This window comes from Sphingobium xenophagum, from assembly GCF_031457465.1.
Lineage (GTDB): Bacteria > Pseudomonadota > Alphaproteobacteria > Sphingomonadales > Sphingomonadaceae > Sphingobium > Sphingobium xenophagum_A.
Window position 1 is genome coordinate 1 of record NZ_JAVDWV010000033.1, and the last position, 16,714, is coordinate 16,714.

General features: G+C 62.8%; 19 protein-coding genes. 15 read left to right on the forward strand and 4 right to left on the reverse strand.

Translation table 11 applies throughout. The features are described from left to right. The first annotated feature begins 389 nt into the window (after window positions 1-389). The 13 genes from J2W40_RS19980 (at window position 390) to J2W40_RS20040 (ending at window position 10,290) form a co-directional block, all read left to right on the forward strand. Window positions 390-713, forward strand: coding sequence for an AtpZ/AtpI family protein (locus J2W40_RS19980; protein ID WP_310227718.1), 324 nt, complete (start codon window positions 390-392; stop codon window positions 711-713). Between the two features lie 48 nt (window positions 714-761). Then, window positions 762-1,547, forward strand: coding sequence for a F0F1 ATP synthase subunit A (locus tag J2W40_RS19985; RefSeq protein ID WP_310227719.1), 786 nt, complete (start codon window positions 762-764; stop codon window positions 1,545-1,547). A gap of 53 nt (window positions 1,548-1,600) precedes the next feature. Further along, window positions 1,601-1,828, forward strand: coding sequence for a F0F1 ATP synthase subunit C (locus tag J2W40_RS19990; protein WP_006961951.1), 228 nt, complete (start codon window positions 1,601-1,603; stop codon window positions 1,826-1,828). Between the two features lie 84 nt (window positions 1,829-1,912). Then, window positions 1,913-2,407 carry a F0F1 ATP synthase subunit B family protein gene (locus J2W40_RS19995; RefSeq protein ID WP_069066327.1) on the forward strand — a complete coding sequence of 165 codons (495 nt, stop codon included), beginning with the start codon at window positions 1,913-1,915 and terminating at the stop codon, window positions 2,405-2,407. Next, window positions 2,400-3,014, forward strand: coding sequence for a F0F1 ATP synthase subunit B family protein (locus J2W40_RS20000; protein ID WP_310227720.1), 615 nt, complete (start codon window positions 2,400-2,402; stop codon window positions 3,012-3,014). The genes J2W40_RS19995 and J2W40_RS20000 overlap by 8 nt, the downstream gene beginning before the upstream one ends. A 386-nt stretch (window positions 3,015-3,400) precedes the next feature. Beyond that, on the forward strand, window positions 3,401-5,317 hold the full coding sequence (gene uvrC / locus J2W40_RS20005) for an excinuclease ABC subunit UvrC (protein WP_310227721.1): 1,917 nt from the start codon (window positions 3,401-3,403) through the stop codon (window positions 5,315-5,317). Between the two features lie 208 nt (window positions 5,318-5,525). Further along, window positions 5,526-5,699 (forward strand): hypothetical protein, encoded by a 174-nt coding sequence (locus J2W40_RS20010; protein ID WP_310227722.1) that lies wholly within the window; start codon window positions 5,526-5,528, stop codon window positions 5,697-5,699. Between the two features lie 68 nt (window positions 5,700-5,767). After that, the gene (locus tag J2W40_RS20015) at window positions 5,768-5,977 is read left to right on the forward strand and encodes a hypothetical protein (protein ID WP_037475622.1); all 210 of its coding nucleotides are present in this window, start codon (window positions 5,768-5,770) and stop codon (window positions 5,975-5,977) included. A 41-nt stretch (window positions 5,978-6,018) separates the two neighbouring features. Then, on the forward strand, window positions 6,019-6,753 hold the full coding sequence (gene recO / locus J2W40_RS20020) for a DNA repair protein RecO (RefSeq protein WP_310227723.1): 735 nt from the start codon (window positions 6,019-6,021) through the stop codon (window positions 6,751-6,753). Window positions 6,754-6,804: 51 nt separating this feature from the next. After that, complete coding sequence (gene leuB, locus J2W40_RS20025) at window positions 6,805-7,851, forward strand: 3-isopropylmalate dehydrogenase (protein ID WP_310227724.1); 1,047 nt, start codon at window positions 6,805-6,807, stop codon at window positions 7,849-7,851. Window positions 7,852-7,861: 10 nt separating this feature from the next. Then, entirely contained in the window at window positions 7,862-9,070 is a 1,209-nt protein-coding gene (gene metZ / locus J2W40_RS20030; RefSeq protein WP_310227725.1) for an O-succinylhomoserine sulfhydrylase, read from the forward strand. Window positions 9,071-9,103: 33 nt separating this feature from the next. Beyond that, a complete protein-coding gene (gene apaG / locus J2W40_RS20035) occupies window positions 9,104-9,502 on the forward strand; it encodes a Co2+/Mg2+ efflux protein ApaG (RefSeq protein ID WP_043151500.1) in 399 nt (132 codons plus the stop codon). After that, complete coding sequence (locus J2W40_RS20040; RefSeq protein WP_310227726.1) at window positions 9,499-10,290, forward strand: LysR family transcriptional regulator; 792 nt, start codon at window positions 9,499-9,501, stop codon at window positions 10,288-10,290. The genes apaG and J2W40_RS20040 overlap by 4 nt, the downstream gene beginning before the upstream one ends. Window positions 10,291-10,304: 14 nt before the next feature. Here the strand turns inward: J2W40_RS20040 and J2W40_RS20045 are convergent, their stop codons facing one another. Both J2W40_RS20045 and parE read right to left on the reverse strand, forming a co-directional pair. Beyond that, on the reverse strand, window positions 10,305-11,597 hold the full coding sequence (locus J2W40_RS20045; protein ID WP_310227727.1) for a serine hydrolase: 1,293 nt from the start codon (window positions 11,595-11,597) through the stop codon (window positions 10,305-10,307). Window positions 11,598-11,708: 111 nt separating this feature from the next. Continuing rightward, entirely contained in the window at window positions 11,709-13,688 is a 1,980-nt protein-coding gene (gene parE, locus J2W40_RS20050) for a DNA topoisomerase IV subunit B (protein WP_310227728.1), read from the reverse strand. A 156-nt stretch (window positions 13,689-13,844) separates the two neighbouring features. Between parE and J2W40_RS20055 the strand changes: the two genes are divergently transcribed. Then, window positions 13,845-14,684, forward strand: a complete 840-nt coding sequence (locus J2W40_RS20055) for an outer membrane protein (RefSeq protein ID WP_310227729.1) — start codon at window positions 13,845-13,847, stop codon at window positions 14,682-14,684. Between the two features lie 85 nt (window positions 14,685-14,769). Here the strand turns inward: J2W40_RS20055 and J2W40_RS20060 are convergent, their stop codons facing one another. Next, window positions 14,770-15,471, reverse strand: coding sequence for a GcrA family cell cycle regulator (locus J2W40_RS20060; protein WP_310227730.1), 702 nt, complete (start codon window positions 15,469-15,471; stop codon window positions 14,770-14,772). 116 nt (window positions 15,472-15,587) lie between these two features. Here J2W40_RS20060 and J2W40_RS20065 point away from each other — a divergent pair, with 116 nt between their 5' ends. Continuing rightward, complete coding sequence (locus tag J2W40_RS20065; protein WP_310227731.1) at window positions 15,588-16,448, forward strand: ABC transporter permease; 861 nt, start codon at window positions 15,588-15,590, stop codon at window positions 16,446-16,448. Window positions 16,449-16,452: 4 nt separating this feature from the next. On the opposite strand, the gene J2W40_RS20070 is transcribed toward J2W40_RS20065, so the two are convergent. After that, complete coding sequence (locus J2W40_RS20070) at window positions 16,453-16,581, reverse strand: hypothetical protein (RefSeq protein WP_310227732.1); 129 nt, start codon at window positions 16,579-16,581, stop codon at window positions 16,453-16,455. Between the last annotated feature and the right edge of the window lie 133 nt (window positions 16,582-16,714).

Genomic DNA, 16,714 nt, shown 5'->3' on the forward strand with positions numbered 1-16,714 from the left:
TCAAAGGCAAAATCAAACGAGCAGGGTGGAACGATGCATTCCTTCTCTCAATGCTTGGTCATATGCGATAGCCCTGCCCTTTAAGGGGAGGTGGCTGGCCGCAGGCCAGACGGAGGGGTGTCACCCTATCGAGAGCGCGACACCCCTCCACCATCAGCTACGCAAACGGTCCCCCTCCCCTTGCAGGGGAGGATTATGGTTTGATCTGGTGGCTTGTAAAATCCCGCTCTGGCGGACTTTTCTCCTTCCTTCGTCCAGGGCTTCATTCTCTGGCCCAACCATGGTTGACTATCCGCCATCGCCTTTCTAAACGGGCCGCGCCTTGACGGGTGCAGCCGCAAGCGCCATGCCGCCTGCCATAAGGGGTCAACCCCCGGTGGAGGACGAACATGGTTGCGGAGACACCCGGACAGGACCCGGCAGGGGAAGACGCGCGGATCGCTTCGTTGGAAGAGCGGATCGCACGGGCCGAATCTGTCGAAAAGGTCAGGCAGGGGGCTACTGAGCAAGCGGCGGACGATGGGTCTCGCCTCGGCAACAGGGTTCTTGCAGAACTGATCGGCGGTCTTGTCGGCGGTGCGTTGATCGGCTGGGTTTTGGACCGGCTGCTCGGCACATCCCCATGGCTCCTGCTTGTCTTTCTCGGTCTTGGGATCGTGGCGGCGTTCAGGAACATCATCAGATTGACGACGATAAAGCGTCCCCCGCAATAAGGGACGCTTTCTTCTTAGTCCGACGGCAAGACGTTACAGGGGTCCAGCGTGGCAGAATCCGGCAAAATCGATCCGATGCACCAGTTTGCGATCGAACCCTTGTTCGGTACGGATCAGCTTTCGCTCGGCGGTTTCAACATCGCCTTCACCAACAGCGCGCTCTATATGGTGCTGGCCGCTGTGGTGCTGTGGATCTTCGTGATCGGCGGCATGAAGCGCGAACTGGTGCCGGGTCGCTGGCAGATGGCGGTCGAATATATGACCGGCTTCATCAAGAATCTGCTGATCGCCAACGTCGGCGAGGGCGGCAAGAAATACATCCCTTACGTCTTCTCGCTGTTCATGTTCATCCTGCTGGCGAACCTGCTGGGTCTGCTGCCGCTGGGTCTGGTCGGGCTTCATCCCTTCACCTTCACCAGCCATTTCACCGCGACCGGCGTATTGGCTATCATGAGCTTCTCGATCGTCCTGATCGTCGGCTTCGCCAAGCATGGCTTCCACTTCTTCTCGCTCTTCATTCCGCACGGCACGCCCGCGCTGATGGTTGGGCCGCTTTTCCTTATCGAACTCGTCTCCTTCATGGTGCGTCCGTTCAGCCTGGGCCTGCGACTGTTCGTCGCGATGACCGCTGGCCACGTTCTGCTGAAGGTTCTCGCGGGCTTCGTCATCAACAGCGCAAATGCATCGCCCGCTCTCGGTTTGACGGTCGGCACCGCCAGCTTCATCCTGATGATTGGCATCAGCGCGCTGGAAATGCTGGTCGCGGTCATCCAGGCCTATGTGTTCGCGCTGCTGACTTCGGTCTATCTCAACGATGCCGAGAACCTGCACTGAGTTTCATCTAGTTTCGTCAACAATCACTATATTCTAACGAAGGAGTTTACGACATGGACGCAGAAGCCGCAAAGCTGCTCGGTGCTGGCCTGGCCGCCATCGGTGCGGGCATCGCTGCCCTCGGTGTGGGCAACGTGTTCAGCGCGTTCCTCGAAGGCGCACTGCGCAATCCGGGTGCCGCTGATGGCCAGCAGGGTCGTCTGTTCATCGGTTTCGCCGCGGCGGAACTTCTGGGTCTGCTGGCGTTCGTTATCGCCATGATCCTGGTGTTCGTGGCCTGACACGCCTTACGGGACGGGCAGGGTGGCCCTCACGCCGCCACGCTCGTCCCGCACTATTGACCGCGCCCTGATCGGACGGAAAAAATGCCTCAAATCGCGCAAATTGCCGAAACCTACTCCAGCCAGATTTTCTGGCTGCTGCTGACCTTCGGCTTCGTGTTCTTCGTCATCGGCCTCGGCATGGTGCCCAAGGTGCAGGGGACGGCAGACGCGCGCGACGCGAAGATCAGTGGTGATCTGGACGCGGCAAAGGCTGCCTTTGCCCGTGCCGACGAAGCCGAAGCGGACTATCGTGTCCGTGACGCGGAAAGCCGCACCGCCGCGCAGGCGATGCTGGCCAAGGCGAAGAGCGAAGCCGCCAAGGCTTCCGAAATCAAACTTGCCGCCGCCGATGCGGAGGTTGCCACGAAGATCGCGGCTGCCGAAGCCCGCATCCAGGCTGCCTCCACCGCAGCCCTGGCAGAAATCGAAACCGTCGCCGCCGAAGCAGCGCGCGACATGGTGGCTCGCATTTCCGGCGTGGAAGCGTCGGACGATGCAGCCCGTAACGCAGTAAAGGCGGCACTGGCCCATGGCTGAGGCAGCAGCACAGCATTCGGCGGAAACGCCCCCGACCTTCAATCAGGCAATCCATTCCGAAGGGCTGGAGCCGGTCGGCACCGTCGCGCATGAAGGCGTGGTCCCCCACACCGACCCGGAAGCGGTCGGCATGGACGCAACCGCCTGGGTGAGCCTCGCCATGGCGGCATTCATCGCCATCCTGCTGTTCAAGAAGGTGCCTGCCCTGATCGGCGGCGTACTGGATGGCCGGATCGCGCAGATCAAGGAACAGCTTGCCGAAGCCACCCGGCTGCGCGCCGAAGCCGAAGCGCTCAAGGGCGAATATGAAGCGAAGCTGGCCGCTGCAGCCGGTGAAGCCGAAGCCATGCGCAAGGCCGCCGAGCATGAAGCCGAAGGGCTGATCGCCGACGCCAAGGTAAACGCCGATGCGCTGATCGTCCGCCGCCAGAAAATGGCTGAGGACAAGATCGGTGCCGCCGAACGCGCCGCCATCATCGCCATTCGTGCCAAGGCCGTGAATGCGGCCACCACGGCCGCCGCGGTTCTGATCGCCCAGGGTCATGATGCGCAGGCCGACAAGGCGCTGGTCGACCGCGCGATCACGGGACTTGGCACGATCAACTGATCGGTCTGCTTCATCGAAACACAAGAGGGCCGGGGGCAACCCTGGCCCTTTTGCGTTGCGGCCCGGCGGGACAGAACGGCCCTGTCCTACACGCGCCAATCTGTGCCATAACCATGCCACCGCGCAATCTCGCTCCCTTTCCGATAGGATCAGGGTTGGGACATAAAATGTCCGATTCTGCGGGAAATATGCGAAGCTAGAGTGCGATGACTTGAAGTCTAATCGTCATTGCGAGCGCAGCGAAGCAATCCACCGGCACCACAATGGATTGCTTCGCTTCGCTCGCAATGACGAAATGGGGTTAACCTCAAGTCATCCGGCTCTAAAGGCGCGGCTTCCTATTTCACGGCCATTGCGATCCCGGCCGCGCACGCTATTTCATCCCCATGTCGCAACCCCAATCTCCCGACCGTTTCAACGAAGACAAGGCAAGCTACACGGTGCGCGGGTCCGGCGCGCCCGATCTCGATCAGGGGGTCGAGGCGATCCGCACCACGCTCAAGACGCTGCCGACCCGGCCCGGTGTCTATCGGATGCACGATGCGCGCGGCGATGTGCTCTATGTCGGCAAGGCCCGCGCGCTCAAGAATCGCGTCGCCAACTATACCCAGGTCGATCGGCTGCCACGCCGCCTGCAACGCATGGTCGCGCAGACGCGCAGCATGACCATCGTCACCACCAATAGCGAGGCGGAAGCGCTGCTGCTGGAAGCGCAACTGATCAAGCGCTATCGCCCGCCCTACAACGTCCTGCTGCGCGACGATAAAAGCTTCCCCTTCATCCTGCTGCGCGAAGACCATGCCTTCCCCCGCGTCCAGAAGCACCGTGGCGCGCGCAAGGCGCAGGGCCGCTATTATGGCCCATTCGCCAGTGCAGGTTCGGTCACGCGCACCATCAACGCGCTGCAAAAGCTGTTCCTGCTGCGCTCCTGCACCGACAGTTTCTTCGCCAACCGTTCGCGCCCCTGTCTGCTCTATCAAATCAAGCGCTGCTCGGCCCCCTGCGTCGATCGGATCGACCCGGACGGCTATGCCGAACTGGTCCGCGATGCGCAGGACTTCTTGGGTGGCAAGTCCACCGCCGTCCAGAAGAAGCTCGGCACCGCGATGCAGGCGGCGTCCGACGCGATGGACTTTGAACAGGCCGCCGTCATTCGCGACCGTCTCAAGGCACTGACTTTCATTCAGGGGAGCCAGGCGATCAATGCCGAGGGGCTGGGTGACGCCGACATTTTCGCGCTGGCGGCAAAGGGCGGGGCGATGTGTATCCAGGCCTTCTTCATTCGCGGCGGGCAAAATTGGGGCCATCGCAGCTTCTTCCCGGTCCACACCGCCGAAGTTGCCGAGGATGAAGTGCTGGCCAGCTTCATGGCGCAATTTTACGAGGAAGTGCCGCCACCCAAGCTGGTGCTGACCGATCGCGCGCCCGCCGAATGCGATCTGATCGCTCAGGCCCTGACCGAACGCATCGGCAGCAAGGTCCGCATCGAAGTCCCCCAACGCGGCGACCGCACCCGCCTGATCAAACAGGCGCAGCGCAACGCGGTCGAAGCGCTAGACCGTCGCCTCGCAGAAACCACCAGCCAGGGCAAAGTGCTGGACGACATGGTCGAGGCCTTCGGGCTGGACGGCATTCCTGACCGTATCGAAATCTACGACAACAGCCATATCCAGGGTGCCCATGCGCTGGGCGCGATGGTCGTCGCGGGGCCGGAAGGCTTCCGCAAGAACGCCTATCGCAAGTTCAACATGAAAGACCCCGTCATCTCGAACGATGATTTCGCGATGATGCGGGATATGTTCGAACGGCGCTTCGGTCGCGCCCAGCGCGAAGACCCGGATCGCGACAGCGGCGAATGGCCCGACCTTGTCCTGATCGACGGCGGCAAGGGCCAGCTATCGGCGGCGCGGACGATGCTGGAGGAAATGGGCATTGAGGACGTCACCATGATCGGCGTTGCCAAGGGGCCGCATCATGGCCGGGATGGCCGCGAAGTCTTCCACCTGATGGACGGCCGCGAAGTCACCTTCCCGATCAACCATCCTGTCCTCTTCTACCTGCAACGGCTGCGTGACGAAGCGCATCGCTTCGCCATCGGCGCGCATCGTGCCAAACGAAGCAAGGCGATCACCGTCAGTTCGCTGGATGAGGTGCCGGGCATCGGCCCCGCTCGCAAGAAGGCGCTGCTGATGCATTTCGGCACTGCCCGCGCCGTCCGCGATGCCGCGCTGGAAGATCTGGCACGCGCGCCCGGCGTCTCCACGGCGGTAGCGCAGCAGGTCTATGACTATTTTCACGGCTGAGGCAGCAAAGGCCAGCCAGTTGCAATTCTCGTACATTATGCTACATGCAATGGGCTGACGTCCTTTGAAGACGATCTATGTTTCCTCCTCCGGCCCTTATTGTGCGTGGACGGGGTCTGTCTCGAAGCCTTCGCTTCTCTTCAGTTCATGGGTCGCTCCGGCGACACTCTAGCCATGCGTTCGTTATTGCACGCCGCATGTTCATTTTATGGCGGCAAAGGCCGTCCAGGATTCGATGACTATTATTTTTCCTTCCTCTACCCGTTCTTCGCTTGCTCATGGGCTTGATCGCCTTTCGCCGACCCACCGCGTCGCATCGCCGTTGACCGGCCTGTTGAGCAACCACGAATTGAAGAAAATCGTGGCCGATATGGTCGACTGACAGTTAGCCGGACGGTGCCGATCGCATCGTCCGGCTCTTTATCGTTACTCTCTACTGAAAGGCACATTATGAGCAGGGAAACCCTCAAACCATTTTTGATCAGCAAGAATGAAGAAGGCGCATTCCGCCTGACCGTCCGCGACACCCGCTTCAATTCGCAGGGCTATCCGATCGTCACCGCGACGATGCAGGATGAGATTTTCAAGTCGGCCTCGGCTGCCCGCGCCTATGCGCGTGATAATTTCAAGGCCGAACCGGGCCAATATTCGACCAAGTAAGCCGACAGGATAGCGGGCGGATGCGTAGCTAAGGCCGATTGGTGCCAACGCTGGTCACCCCCGCTCTCGTCTGCGCCTTGCGTCCCCATGGCGAACATGGGGCCATTGCCCGCCTGCTGACCCCCGACCATGGTCTGGTTGCAGGCTATGTGCGCGGTGGACGATCCCGCCTGATGCGACCCGTGCTATTGCCGGGCAACAGCGTCATGGCGACATTCCGCGCCCGGACCGAGGATCAACTCGCCGGGCTGACGGTCGAAATGGCGCACAGCCGCGCGCCGCTCTATGCCGAACCTTTGCCTGCCGCCGCCATCGACTGGAGTTGCGCGCTGACCGCCGCGGCTCTGTCCGAAGGCACGCCCCATCCTGCGCTATATCGCGCGCTCGACGGCGTCCTGGGTGCCATCGAGGCGGCACCGGCGGCACGCGGCTGGGCGGTCGCGTTGGTACGCTATGAATTGCTGTTGTTGGCGGAACTCGGCTTTGGCCTCGACCTCAGCCGATGCGCCGCTTTGGGCGATGCCGACGATCTCGCTTATGTCAGCCCGCGCAGCGCGGCGGCGGTCAGCCGTGCAGGCGCGGTCGGCTATGAACATTTGCTCCTGCCGCTGCCGTCCTTCCTGCTGGCGGGCGGGACCGGCGAATGGGCCGACATCATGGATGGCTTTGCCCTGACCGGCTTCTTCCTGGAGCGTTCGGTCCTGACCGATCGGCGCGTCGACATATTGGCCGCGCGGGAAAGGCTGGTCGATCGCCTGAAAAGGGCGGTTGCCTGACTGCCCCTGCTTCCATAAGGGGCAAGCGACCTATTTGGTAAGGAGCTTCCCATGTTGATCGCCCTGTTCCCCGGAGATGGCATCGGCCCCGAAATCGTCGATCAGGCGAAGCGGGTGCTGGACGCGCTGGCGATCGACGGCCTCACCTATGAGCATGGGTTGGTCGGCGGTGCCGCTTACAAGGCGGTCGGTCATCCGCTCCCGCCTGAAACGCTGGAGATCGCCAAACGGGCCGACGCTATCCTCTTTGGCGCGGTCGGCGATCCTGATTGCGACGCGCTGGAACGCCATTTGCGCCCGGAACAGGCGATTTTGGGCCTGCGCAAGGAACTCGGCCTCTTCTCCAACCTCCGCCCGGCCAAGGTCTTTCCCGAACTGGCCGGCGAATCTGCGCTCAAGCCCGAAGTCGCAGGCGCGATCGACCTGCTGATCGTGCGCGAGACCAATGGCGATGTCTATTTCGGCGAAAAGGGCTTCCGCACCACCGCCGATGGCCAGCGCGAAGGCTATGACGTCATGTCCTATAATGAGGGCGAGGTGCGCCGCATCGCCCATGCCGGTTTCCAGGCCGCCCGCGCCCGGCGCGGCAAGCTTTGTTCGGTGGACAAGGCCAATGTGCTGGAAACCAGCCAATTGTGGCGCGACGTGGTGATCGAAGTGTCGGCCGACTATCCCGACGTCGCATTGAGCCACATGTATGTGGACAATGCCGCGATGCAGCTGGTCCGCAACCCCGGCCAGTTCGATGTGATCGTCACCGGCAACCTGTTCGGCGACATTTTGTCGGATCAGGCAAGCATGTGCGTCGGATCGATCGGGATGCTGGCGTCCGCAACGCTCAATGGTAGCGGACAAGGGCTGTATGAACCGATCCACGGCTCTGCGCCTGACATTGCGGGCACCGGTAAGGCCAATCCGCTCGCGACGGTGCTGTCGGCCGCGATGCTGCTGCGCTATTCGCTGGGGATGGCCGATCAGGCCGACCGGATCGAACGGGCCGTCGCCAAGGCGCTGGCAAACGGCGCGCGCAGCCCCGATCTGGGCGGCACGATGAATACGGTGCAAATGGGTGACGCGGTGCTGGCGGCGCTGGACTGAGGAACAGACGATGAAGCGGAAAAGCGGGCAAGACCCCGAAATCACCAAACATTGGAAGCCCGCGACGATCGCGGTGCGGGGCGGAACGGCGCGCACCGAATATGGCGAAACGTCCGAAGCGCTCTTCCTGAGCAGCGGCTATTGCTATGACCGGGCGGAGGATGCCGCTGCGCGCTTTGCTGGTGAGCAGCAGGGCATGACCTATAGCCGCCTGCAAAACCCCACGGTTGAGATGCTGGAACAGCGTATCGCGCTGCTGGAAGGCGCCGAGGCCTGCCGCGCCACTGCGACAGGCATGGCGGCGATGACGGCCGCCTTGCTGTGCCAATTGTCGGCGGGCGACCATGTCGTCGCAGGCAAGGCGCTGTTCGGCTCCTGCCGCTGGCTGACCGACACGCTTTTGCCCAAATTCGGCATCGAAACGACCACGGTCGACGCCACCGACAATGCGGCCTGGGAAGCCGCGATCCGGCCCAATACCAAAGTCTTCTTCTTCGAAACCCCCGCCAATCCGACGATGGACGTTGCGGACATGGCGGCGATCTGCGCCATCGCCAAGGCGCATGGCATCACCAGCGTGGTCGATAATGCCTTCGCCACCCCCGCGCTGCAGCGGCCGATGGAGTTCGGCGCGGACGTGGTCGCCTATAGCGCGACCAAGATGATGGACGGGCAGGGCCGGGTGCTGGCGGGCGCGATCTGCGGCACGCGGGAATGGATCACCAACACGCTGCTGCCCTTCCACCGCAACACCGGGCCGACGCTGAGCGCGTTCAACGCCTGGGTCGTGCTCAAGGGGCTGGAGACGCTGGACCTGCGGATCAGGCGGCAGAGCGAGAATGCGCTCAAGGTAGCCAAATTTCTGGAAGGCCGCGTCGCCAAGGTGCTGTATCCGGGGCTGGAGAGCCACCCGCAACATGCGCTGGCGATGCGCCAGATGGAGATGGCCGGGCCGATCTTCTCGCTCTATGTCGGCGGCGGACGGGCCGAGGCGCATGGGCTGCTCAACGGGCTGCAACTGGTCGATATCAGCAACAATATCGGCGATTCGCGATCGCTGATGACGCATCCAGCCTCGACCACGCATTTTGGCATGGCGGAAGCTGCGCGGCTGGAGGTCGGCATCACCGAAGACATGCTGCGCCTCAATGTCGGGCTGGAGGATGCGGACGATGTGATCGCCGATCTCGATCAGGCGTTGCGGACGATCGGGCGTTGACGGGCGAGGGGGTAAGGGCGCATTCGTAAGGCCGTGAACGCACTTTTCCCCTTCCACGCCAAGACGCAGGATGTCATCGTCCATGTCGCCGTCTCCTTCCTGCCCGAACAGTCGGAGCCGGACCGGGGCCGCTGGTTCTGGGCCTATCATATCCGCATTGAAAATCAGGGCACGCAGCCGGTTCAGTTGCTGACCCGGCACTGGGTCATCACGGACGGGCGCGGCGCCCAGCATCGGGTCGATGGCGACGGCGTAGTCGGCGAACAGCCGGTGGTGCAGCCGGGCAAAAGCTATGACTATGTCTCCGGCTGCCCGCTCAACACCCCGACCGGGTCGATGAAGGGCAGCTATCGCATGATCGGCGTCAGCGGCGAGACGTTCGAGGTCGCCATCCCCCATTTCGCGCTGATTGCGCCTGCGGTGGCCGAATGAAGCGGACGCATTTGCCGCTCAACGGCCTGCGCGTGCTGGACGCGGCGGCACGGCATCTGTCGTTCACGCGCGCGGCGGACGAACTGGCCGTGACGCCTGCGGCGGTCGGTCAGCAAATTCGCGCGCTGGAGGACTTGCTGGGCGTGGTGCTGTTCCGCCGCACGCCCAAGGGATTGGAACTCACGCCGGAAACCGAAGCGGGCCTCGATGCCCTGCGCGCCGGCTTCCTGGAGTTTGAAGATGCCGTGCGGGCGATGCAGGCAGGCCAGGCGAGCAGCGCACTAACCATCGCCGCGCCGCGCGACATCACCGCCAAATGGCTCCAGCCGCGCCTGGCCGCCTATGCCGCGCACCAGCCGGATCTCACGTTCCAATTGATCGCAGCGGACGAAGCGCTGGACTTTACCGAAGCCAATCTCGACCTTGCGCTGCGCCTGACCGATGCGGCGGGCGAGCATGAGGGCGTGAAGCTGGGCGAGGCGACCTTCGTCACGGTGGAAGCCGCCCAAGGTGGCCCGGAACAGCGGATCGACTGGCCCGGCTGCCCGGCGGGGGACAAGCCCGCGATCATCCGTGTCGCCGATGGCGGGCTGGCGATCGAGGCGGCGGCCAATGGCTTTGGCCGGGCGCGCGTGCCCTTGCTGCTGGCGCAGGCCGATCTGGCGGCAGGCCGGGTGCGGCAGGTGGCGGAGGCGATGCCGAGTTTGCTCAGCTATTGGTTGATCGCGCCCTTGCCGCAATGGCGGCAAAAGAAGGTCAAGGCGCTGGTCGAGGCGCTGCTGGCCTGACCATAGGCTGACGCTTATTCGGCCAGCAAGTTGAGCGCGCGGGTCATCAACGCCACGAACCGCGCTTCGTCCAGACGGGCGGCGCTATTGTTCCAGCTTGCGCTGATGGCGCGCCATTGTCCGTCCTGCCGCCGTGCAAGGAAGTTCATGGCCATCACCCCCGGTTCGCTGCCCCCCTTATAGCCGAGATAGGCCCAGCGCCGCGCATCGGCAGGGGCGATTCCGGGTTCGACCGCCATGATCGGCAATGCGTCGCCGCCATGATTACGTAGCCAATCGAGCTGCGCGATCATGTCGGTCGCACTGGCGAACCATTCGATCTCTTCGATCGCGGTCGGGGTTTCGGCGACACTGCCGACATCCACCTTGTCGGCGGTCAGGCGGGACGCGGCTTCCTGCAGCAGCGCCCGGCGCGCGTCGGGCGCTGCTGTGGCATAGCGCCGCCGCAGATCGCCATTGGCGGGCATTTTAAGCGCAAAGGCTTCGGCGGTGGTGAGCAGGGGCAGCGCCTGATCCGGGTTCGCATGGCCGGTTGTCACGAGCATAGCGTCCACCTTGTCGCGACCCAGCGCCAGCAACAGCGTATCGGTCGCGCTATTATCGCTTTCGGCAATCATTGCCGTGGCGAGACTGTGCAGCGTCATCGGCGCACGGTCTGGCCAGTGCAGCAGACGGCCGGAAAAACTCTTCGGGCCGAGCGGAATGAAGTCGCTCCATCGCCGTTCGCCTGCTTCTACCGCGCGCGCCAGTTCGGAAAGGATGGTCAGCTTGAAGCTGGAACCGATGGCCATCGCGGCATCGGCGCGATGCGCCGCTCGTAGCTGGGGCGGACCGTCGCCCAATGTCGCAACCGCGAAACTGGTCACGCCGGGGAGGGCGGCGATCTCCGCCATGACCTTGGCCATGCTATCATTGGCCGTTCGCGCACCGACAATCCTTAAGCCCACGACGCGGCCCGGAGGCTGGGGAGCGACAACCAGCGTGAAGCCGACCGTAGCCCGCTCATAACGGATTTCGACCTGTCCAGCAGTGGCGCTATCTTGCCGGACGGCCCCCAGCGTAAGCGGCTTGCCATGCTGCGCGCGCAAATCAGCAGCAACGGCGCGCCAGCGATCTACGGGGACGGAGTCAAGGAAGAGGGACGAGAAATAGGCGGTTTCTTCACCGGGAGCGGTGAGAATGCGGACCAGTTGTTCGGCGCGGGCTTGATAGGTTGGGCTAGGTGCTGCCGAGGCGGGGAGGACTACACTGAGTAGGATCAAGAGCGTCGCAAAGAGCCGCGCCACCATGGCTATGCGCCCCGACAAAGCCCCTCCCCTTCAGGGGAGGGGTTGGGGGTGGGGGCTATCGTCCAGGTGCAGAGCGTGGGATCGACCCCACCCCTGAAGGAAAGGAGCTTAAGATAGCCTGAGCGCGCCTCAAGCATCAATCGCTTCTTCATCCACCGCAGCCGCATTCTCCTGAATGAACGCAAAGCGATGGGCTGGGTTCGTCCCCATCAGGCGATCGACGAGGTCACGCACCCCCGCGCGCTCCTCGACATCAGCGGGCAGGGTGATGCGGATCAGCATCCGCGTCTTGGGGTCCATGGTGGTTTCGCGCAACTGCATCGGGTTCATTTCGCCTAGCCCTTTGAAACGGCTGACATCGACCTTCTTGCCCTTGAATTCCTTGGTCTGCATTAGTGCTTCGCGATGGGCGTCATCCTTGGCATAGGCGCTCTTGCCACCCGCGACGAGGCGATAGAGCGGCGGCTGGGCGAGGTAGAGATGGCCGCGCCGCACCAGTTCGGGCATCTCCTGGAAGAAGAAGGTCATCAGCAGCGTCGCGATATGCGCGCCATCGACGTCGGCGTCGGTCATGATGACGATACGCTCGTAGCGTAGATGATCGGGGTTGCAGTCCTTGCGCGTGCCGCAGCCCAGTGCCAGGATCATGTCGGCGATTTCCTGATTGGCCAGGATCTTCGCATTATTGGCCGATGCGACGTTCAAGATCTTGCCGCGCAGGGGCAGGATCGCCTGCGTCTTGCGGTCGCGTGCCTGCTTGGCGGAACCGCCGGCGGAATCACCTTCGACCAAAAAGATTTCAGCGCCTTCGGGATCGTCGTTCGAACAGTCCGTCAGCTTGCCGGGCAGGCGCAACTTGCGCGAATTGGTCGCGGTCTTGCGCTTGACCTCCTTCTCCTGCTTGCGCTTCAAACGCTCGTCCATGCGATCGAGCACATAGGCGAGCAGCGCCTTGCCCCGGTCCATATGGTCGGTCAGATAATGGTCGAAATGATCGCGGACGGCATTTTCCACCAGCCGCGCCGCTTCCGGTGATGTCAGCCGATCCTTGGTCTGGCTCTGGAACTGCGGCTCGCGGATGAAGACCGACAGCATGATCTCCGATGACGTCATGATGTCGTCGGCGGTGATGTCCTTCGCCTTCTTCTGGCCCACCAGGTCGGCAAAGGCGCGAATGCCCTTGACCAGCGCAGCGCGCATCCCGGCTTCGTGCGTGCCGCCATCGGGCGTCGGAATGGTGTTGCAATACCAGCTATAGCTGCCATCCGACCAGAGCGGCCAGGCCACGGCCCATTCGACCCGCCCTGCGGCATCGGGAAAATCCTGATTGCCCGCAAAAAACACGCTCGTCGCGCATTCGCGGTCACCGACCTGTTCCTTCAGATGATCGGCAAGGCCGCCGGGAAACTGAAAGACAGCTTCGGTGGGCGTATCGTCGCTGACCAGCTCCGGCGCGCATTTCCAGCGGATTTCGACGCCCGCAAACAGATAGGCCTTGGACCGCGCCAGCCGATGCAGGCGCGCGGGCTTGAATTTCTGCTCGCCGAAGATTTCGGTGTCGGGAATGAAGCTGACCGACGTGCCGCGCCGGTTGGGTGCGCCGCCGACCTTTTCCAGCGCAGTGACGGGCAGCCCCTGGGAGAAGCTTTGGCGGAACAGTTCCTTGTTCCGCGCGACCTCGACCACAGTATTGCTCGACAGCGCGTTGACCACACTGATGCCCACGCCATGCAATCCGCCTGACGTGGCATAAGCCTTGTCCGTGAATTTGCCGCCCGAATGGAGCGTGGTCATGATCACTTCCAGCGCCGACTTGCCGGGAAATTTGGGATGCGGATCGACCGGAATGCCGCGGCCATTGTCGGTGATGGTCAACCGGTTGCCGGGCTCCAGCGTAATCTCGATCCGGGTGGCGTGGCCAGCCACCGCTTCATCCATGCTGTTGTCTAGCACTTCGGACGCGAGATGGTGCAGTGCCCGCTCATCCGTTCCGCCAATATACATGCCGGGGCGGCGGCGCACCGGCTCCAGCCCCTCCAGCACCTCGATGGCGGAAGCATCATATTGCGGAGCGGTCGATGGTGCGGCAGCGAACAGGTCTTCGGACATACACTAGCTATAGGCGGGCAGGCGTGGCGCGCAAGCATTGTGACATATGCGGCACAGCAACAAAAACTTACGATGAAACGTGAAACAAACCCCGCATTCAAACCGTTAGCGCCGTGCAAGAGGGTTATTGATGCCCCCAGGCGAGGAGAAATTTACATGAAGTTGAGCCATTTTGCACCGCTCGGTGCCACGCTGGCATTTGTGCTGGCTACCCCTGTGATGGCGCAGGACAGCGGCGCGGTCGATTGGACCGGCCCCTATGTTGGCGGTTCGTTCGGCTATAACTGGCAGAAGGGCGACGGCGAAGAACATATCCGGTTCGACGCCAATGGCGACGGCGAATATAATGACGTCATCAGGACCGGAACGGGTGCCAACGCCTTTTCGCCGGGCACCTGCGGCGGTTCGCGGCGCGGCACGACCCCTGACCTTGGTTGTAAGGGCGACAAGGATGCGATCGGTTGGATGGGTCATGTCGGTTACGACCGCCAGTTCGGCAGCATTGTCGCTGGTGTGGTCGCCGAAGCAGGCAAGGCTTACATCAGTGATAGCGTGACTGAATATTCGACGACCCCGGCATTTTACGAAATGACCCGTCGGATTGACTGGAACGGCAACCTGCGCGCGCGCCTGGGTTACACCACGCCCGGCGGCATCATGCCCTACATCACGGGCGGTCTGGCCTATGCCAAGGTGAAGAACAGCTTTGCCACCAACAATGCGGCCAACAGCTTCACGGAAGTGAATGCCAAGGAAGACGCATGGGGTTACACCATGGGCGGCGGTATCGAAGCCAAGGTGTCCGATAACTTCTCGATCGGCGCCCGTTATCTGTGGACCCGCTATAATGTCGACGATTATCGCGTCGATGTCGGTGCGGGCAGCGCGCCGGCGAGCAACCCGTTCCGTCTCACGCCATCGGGCGGCGCAAGCATGAACCGTGGCGACAAGTTCGATACACAGAGTGTCATGGTTACGACCAGCTTCCGCTTCTGATCGAAAAAGGGCGGGGGCTTTCGCCTCCGCCCCATACTATCGGACAATAAAAAGGCCGCCTTTCGGGCGGCCTTTTTTCAATGGATTAACGAACGCGGGGGCCGCCAAATGGCAAAGGCGGCGGAGGCCGGCGCGTGCCGCGCGGTAGTTGCGCCTGATAGGCGCGGCCACAATGTTCGACGCAATAGGGGAAGCCCGGATTGACCGCCTCTCCGCAAAAATGAAAGTCCGGCTCGCCCGGATGGCCCATCGGCCACTTGCAGATCCGTTCGGTCAGGTCGAGTAGCGACGTCTTGTCGGCAATTTCGGCACTGGGCTTGGCTGGGACGAGGCGACGCGGCGGCGCGGGCGGGATAGGTGCCTGCTGATCGCCCGGCCCCTGGCGCAGGAATCCCCCGGGACCGACGGAAACAATGCGGGGCTGGGGCGGCGGTGTTGGCGCATCATTGGCGACAGGGTCGACCTTGGGTGGCGTAGCAACCTGCGATGGGCTGGGCGCGGCGGCCCGTGGCGGGACAGGCGCTGCAGCAGCGACCGGCGCGGGCGCGGGGCGCGCTGCGGGCGCTTCGGCTTCGACAGCGGCCACGGGTTTGCGGGCAGCGGCAGCCTTCTTCGGCGCGTCATTCGCCTTCACGGGGGACGGGCGCGATTGCAGGCCCAGGCGATGGGCCTTGCCAATCACAGCATTGCGGCTGACGCCGCCCAATTCTTCGGCGATTTGGCTGGCGGTCAGGCCGCGCTCCCACATCCCCTTGAGCTGGTCGATACGCTCGTCGGTCCAGGACAATGAAAAACTCCTCACAAATTCCAATATGCCTCCCTATATGGGAACGAGCGCGTGAGGTTCAAATCCTTGAACGGCGCGCTTGCAGCACAACGCACCAGCCGATAGTCGATCCCACCATGAACGACCAGTCCAAAATTGCCCCCGCAACCCCGGTTGCCGCCCCCTTCGCCGAACCCGGCGTACCCGTGATCCGCAACATCAACTGGGCGGGAACCTGGGCGCTGTATCGCAAGGAGGTGCATCGCTTCTTGAAGGTGCAACTCCAGACGGTATGGGCACCGGCGATCACGACCCTGATGTTCCTGGTGATTTTCATCGTCGCGCTGGGTGGGAGCGGCCGGACAGTCGGCTTGCGCGGCGAGGCGGTGCCCTTTGCCGATTTCATTGCGCCGGGCCTGATCGTCATGGGTATGATCAACGCCTGCTTCGCCAATGCCAGTTTCGCGCTGATGGTGGGCAAGGTGCAGGGCACGCTTGTCGATTATCTGATGCCACCCATTTCCGTGGGCGAATTGCTGTTCGCGCTGGCTGGATCGTCCGTCACGCGCGCGGTGTTCGTGGGCTGCGCCTTGTGGGGGGCGATGGCGCTGTGGCCCGGCGTTCATGTGACTCCGGCCCATCTATGGGCGGTGGTCTGGTTCGGCTTGCTGGGCACCAGCTTCATCGCTTTTCTGGGCGTGCTGACCTCAATATGGGCGGAAAAGTTCGATCATGGCGCTGCGGTCACCAATTTCGTGATCGGCCCGCTGGCGCTGCTCTCAGGCACCTTTTACTCGATTGATCGCCTACCGTCTTTCTTCCAGGCGATCAGCCATGCCAATCCCTTCTTCTACATCATATCGGGCTTCCGCTATGGCTTCGTCGCGGCGGCGGATACCAACATCGTCGTTGGCAGCATTGTGCTGCTAACGCTCAACCTGATCTTCGGCGGGCTATGCTATGGCCTGTTGCGCCGGGGCTGGAAGATCAAGGCCTGACCCGTCAGACGAAGGCGGCAAAGATCGGTACGACGAGCATCGCGACCCCGATCAGAAGCGCCGCCAATATCCAATGATGCCAGCGGGGAAGGGAGCGGTCATCGCCAGACCCTTCCTGCCATGGCCAGATCATAGAACCCTGATCACTGGGTCGCACCACCACCGACGCGCGCCAGCGTGAACCCCGCCTCTGTGACTTCGGCGAGGGGGTAGATGTTGCGCAGATCGACGAGCGCATTGCCGTTCATCGCACTGGCAAGGCGCTT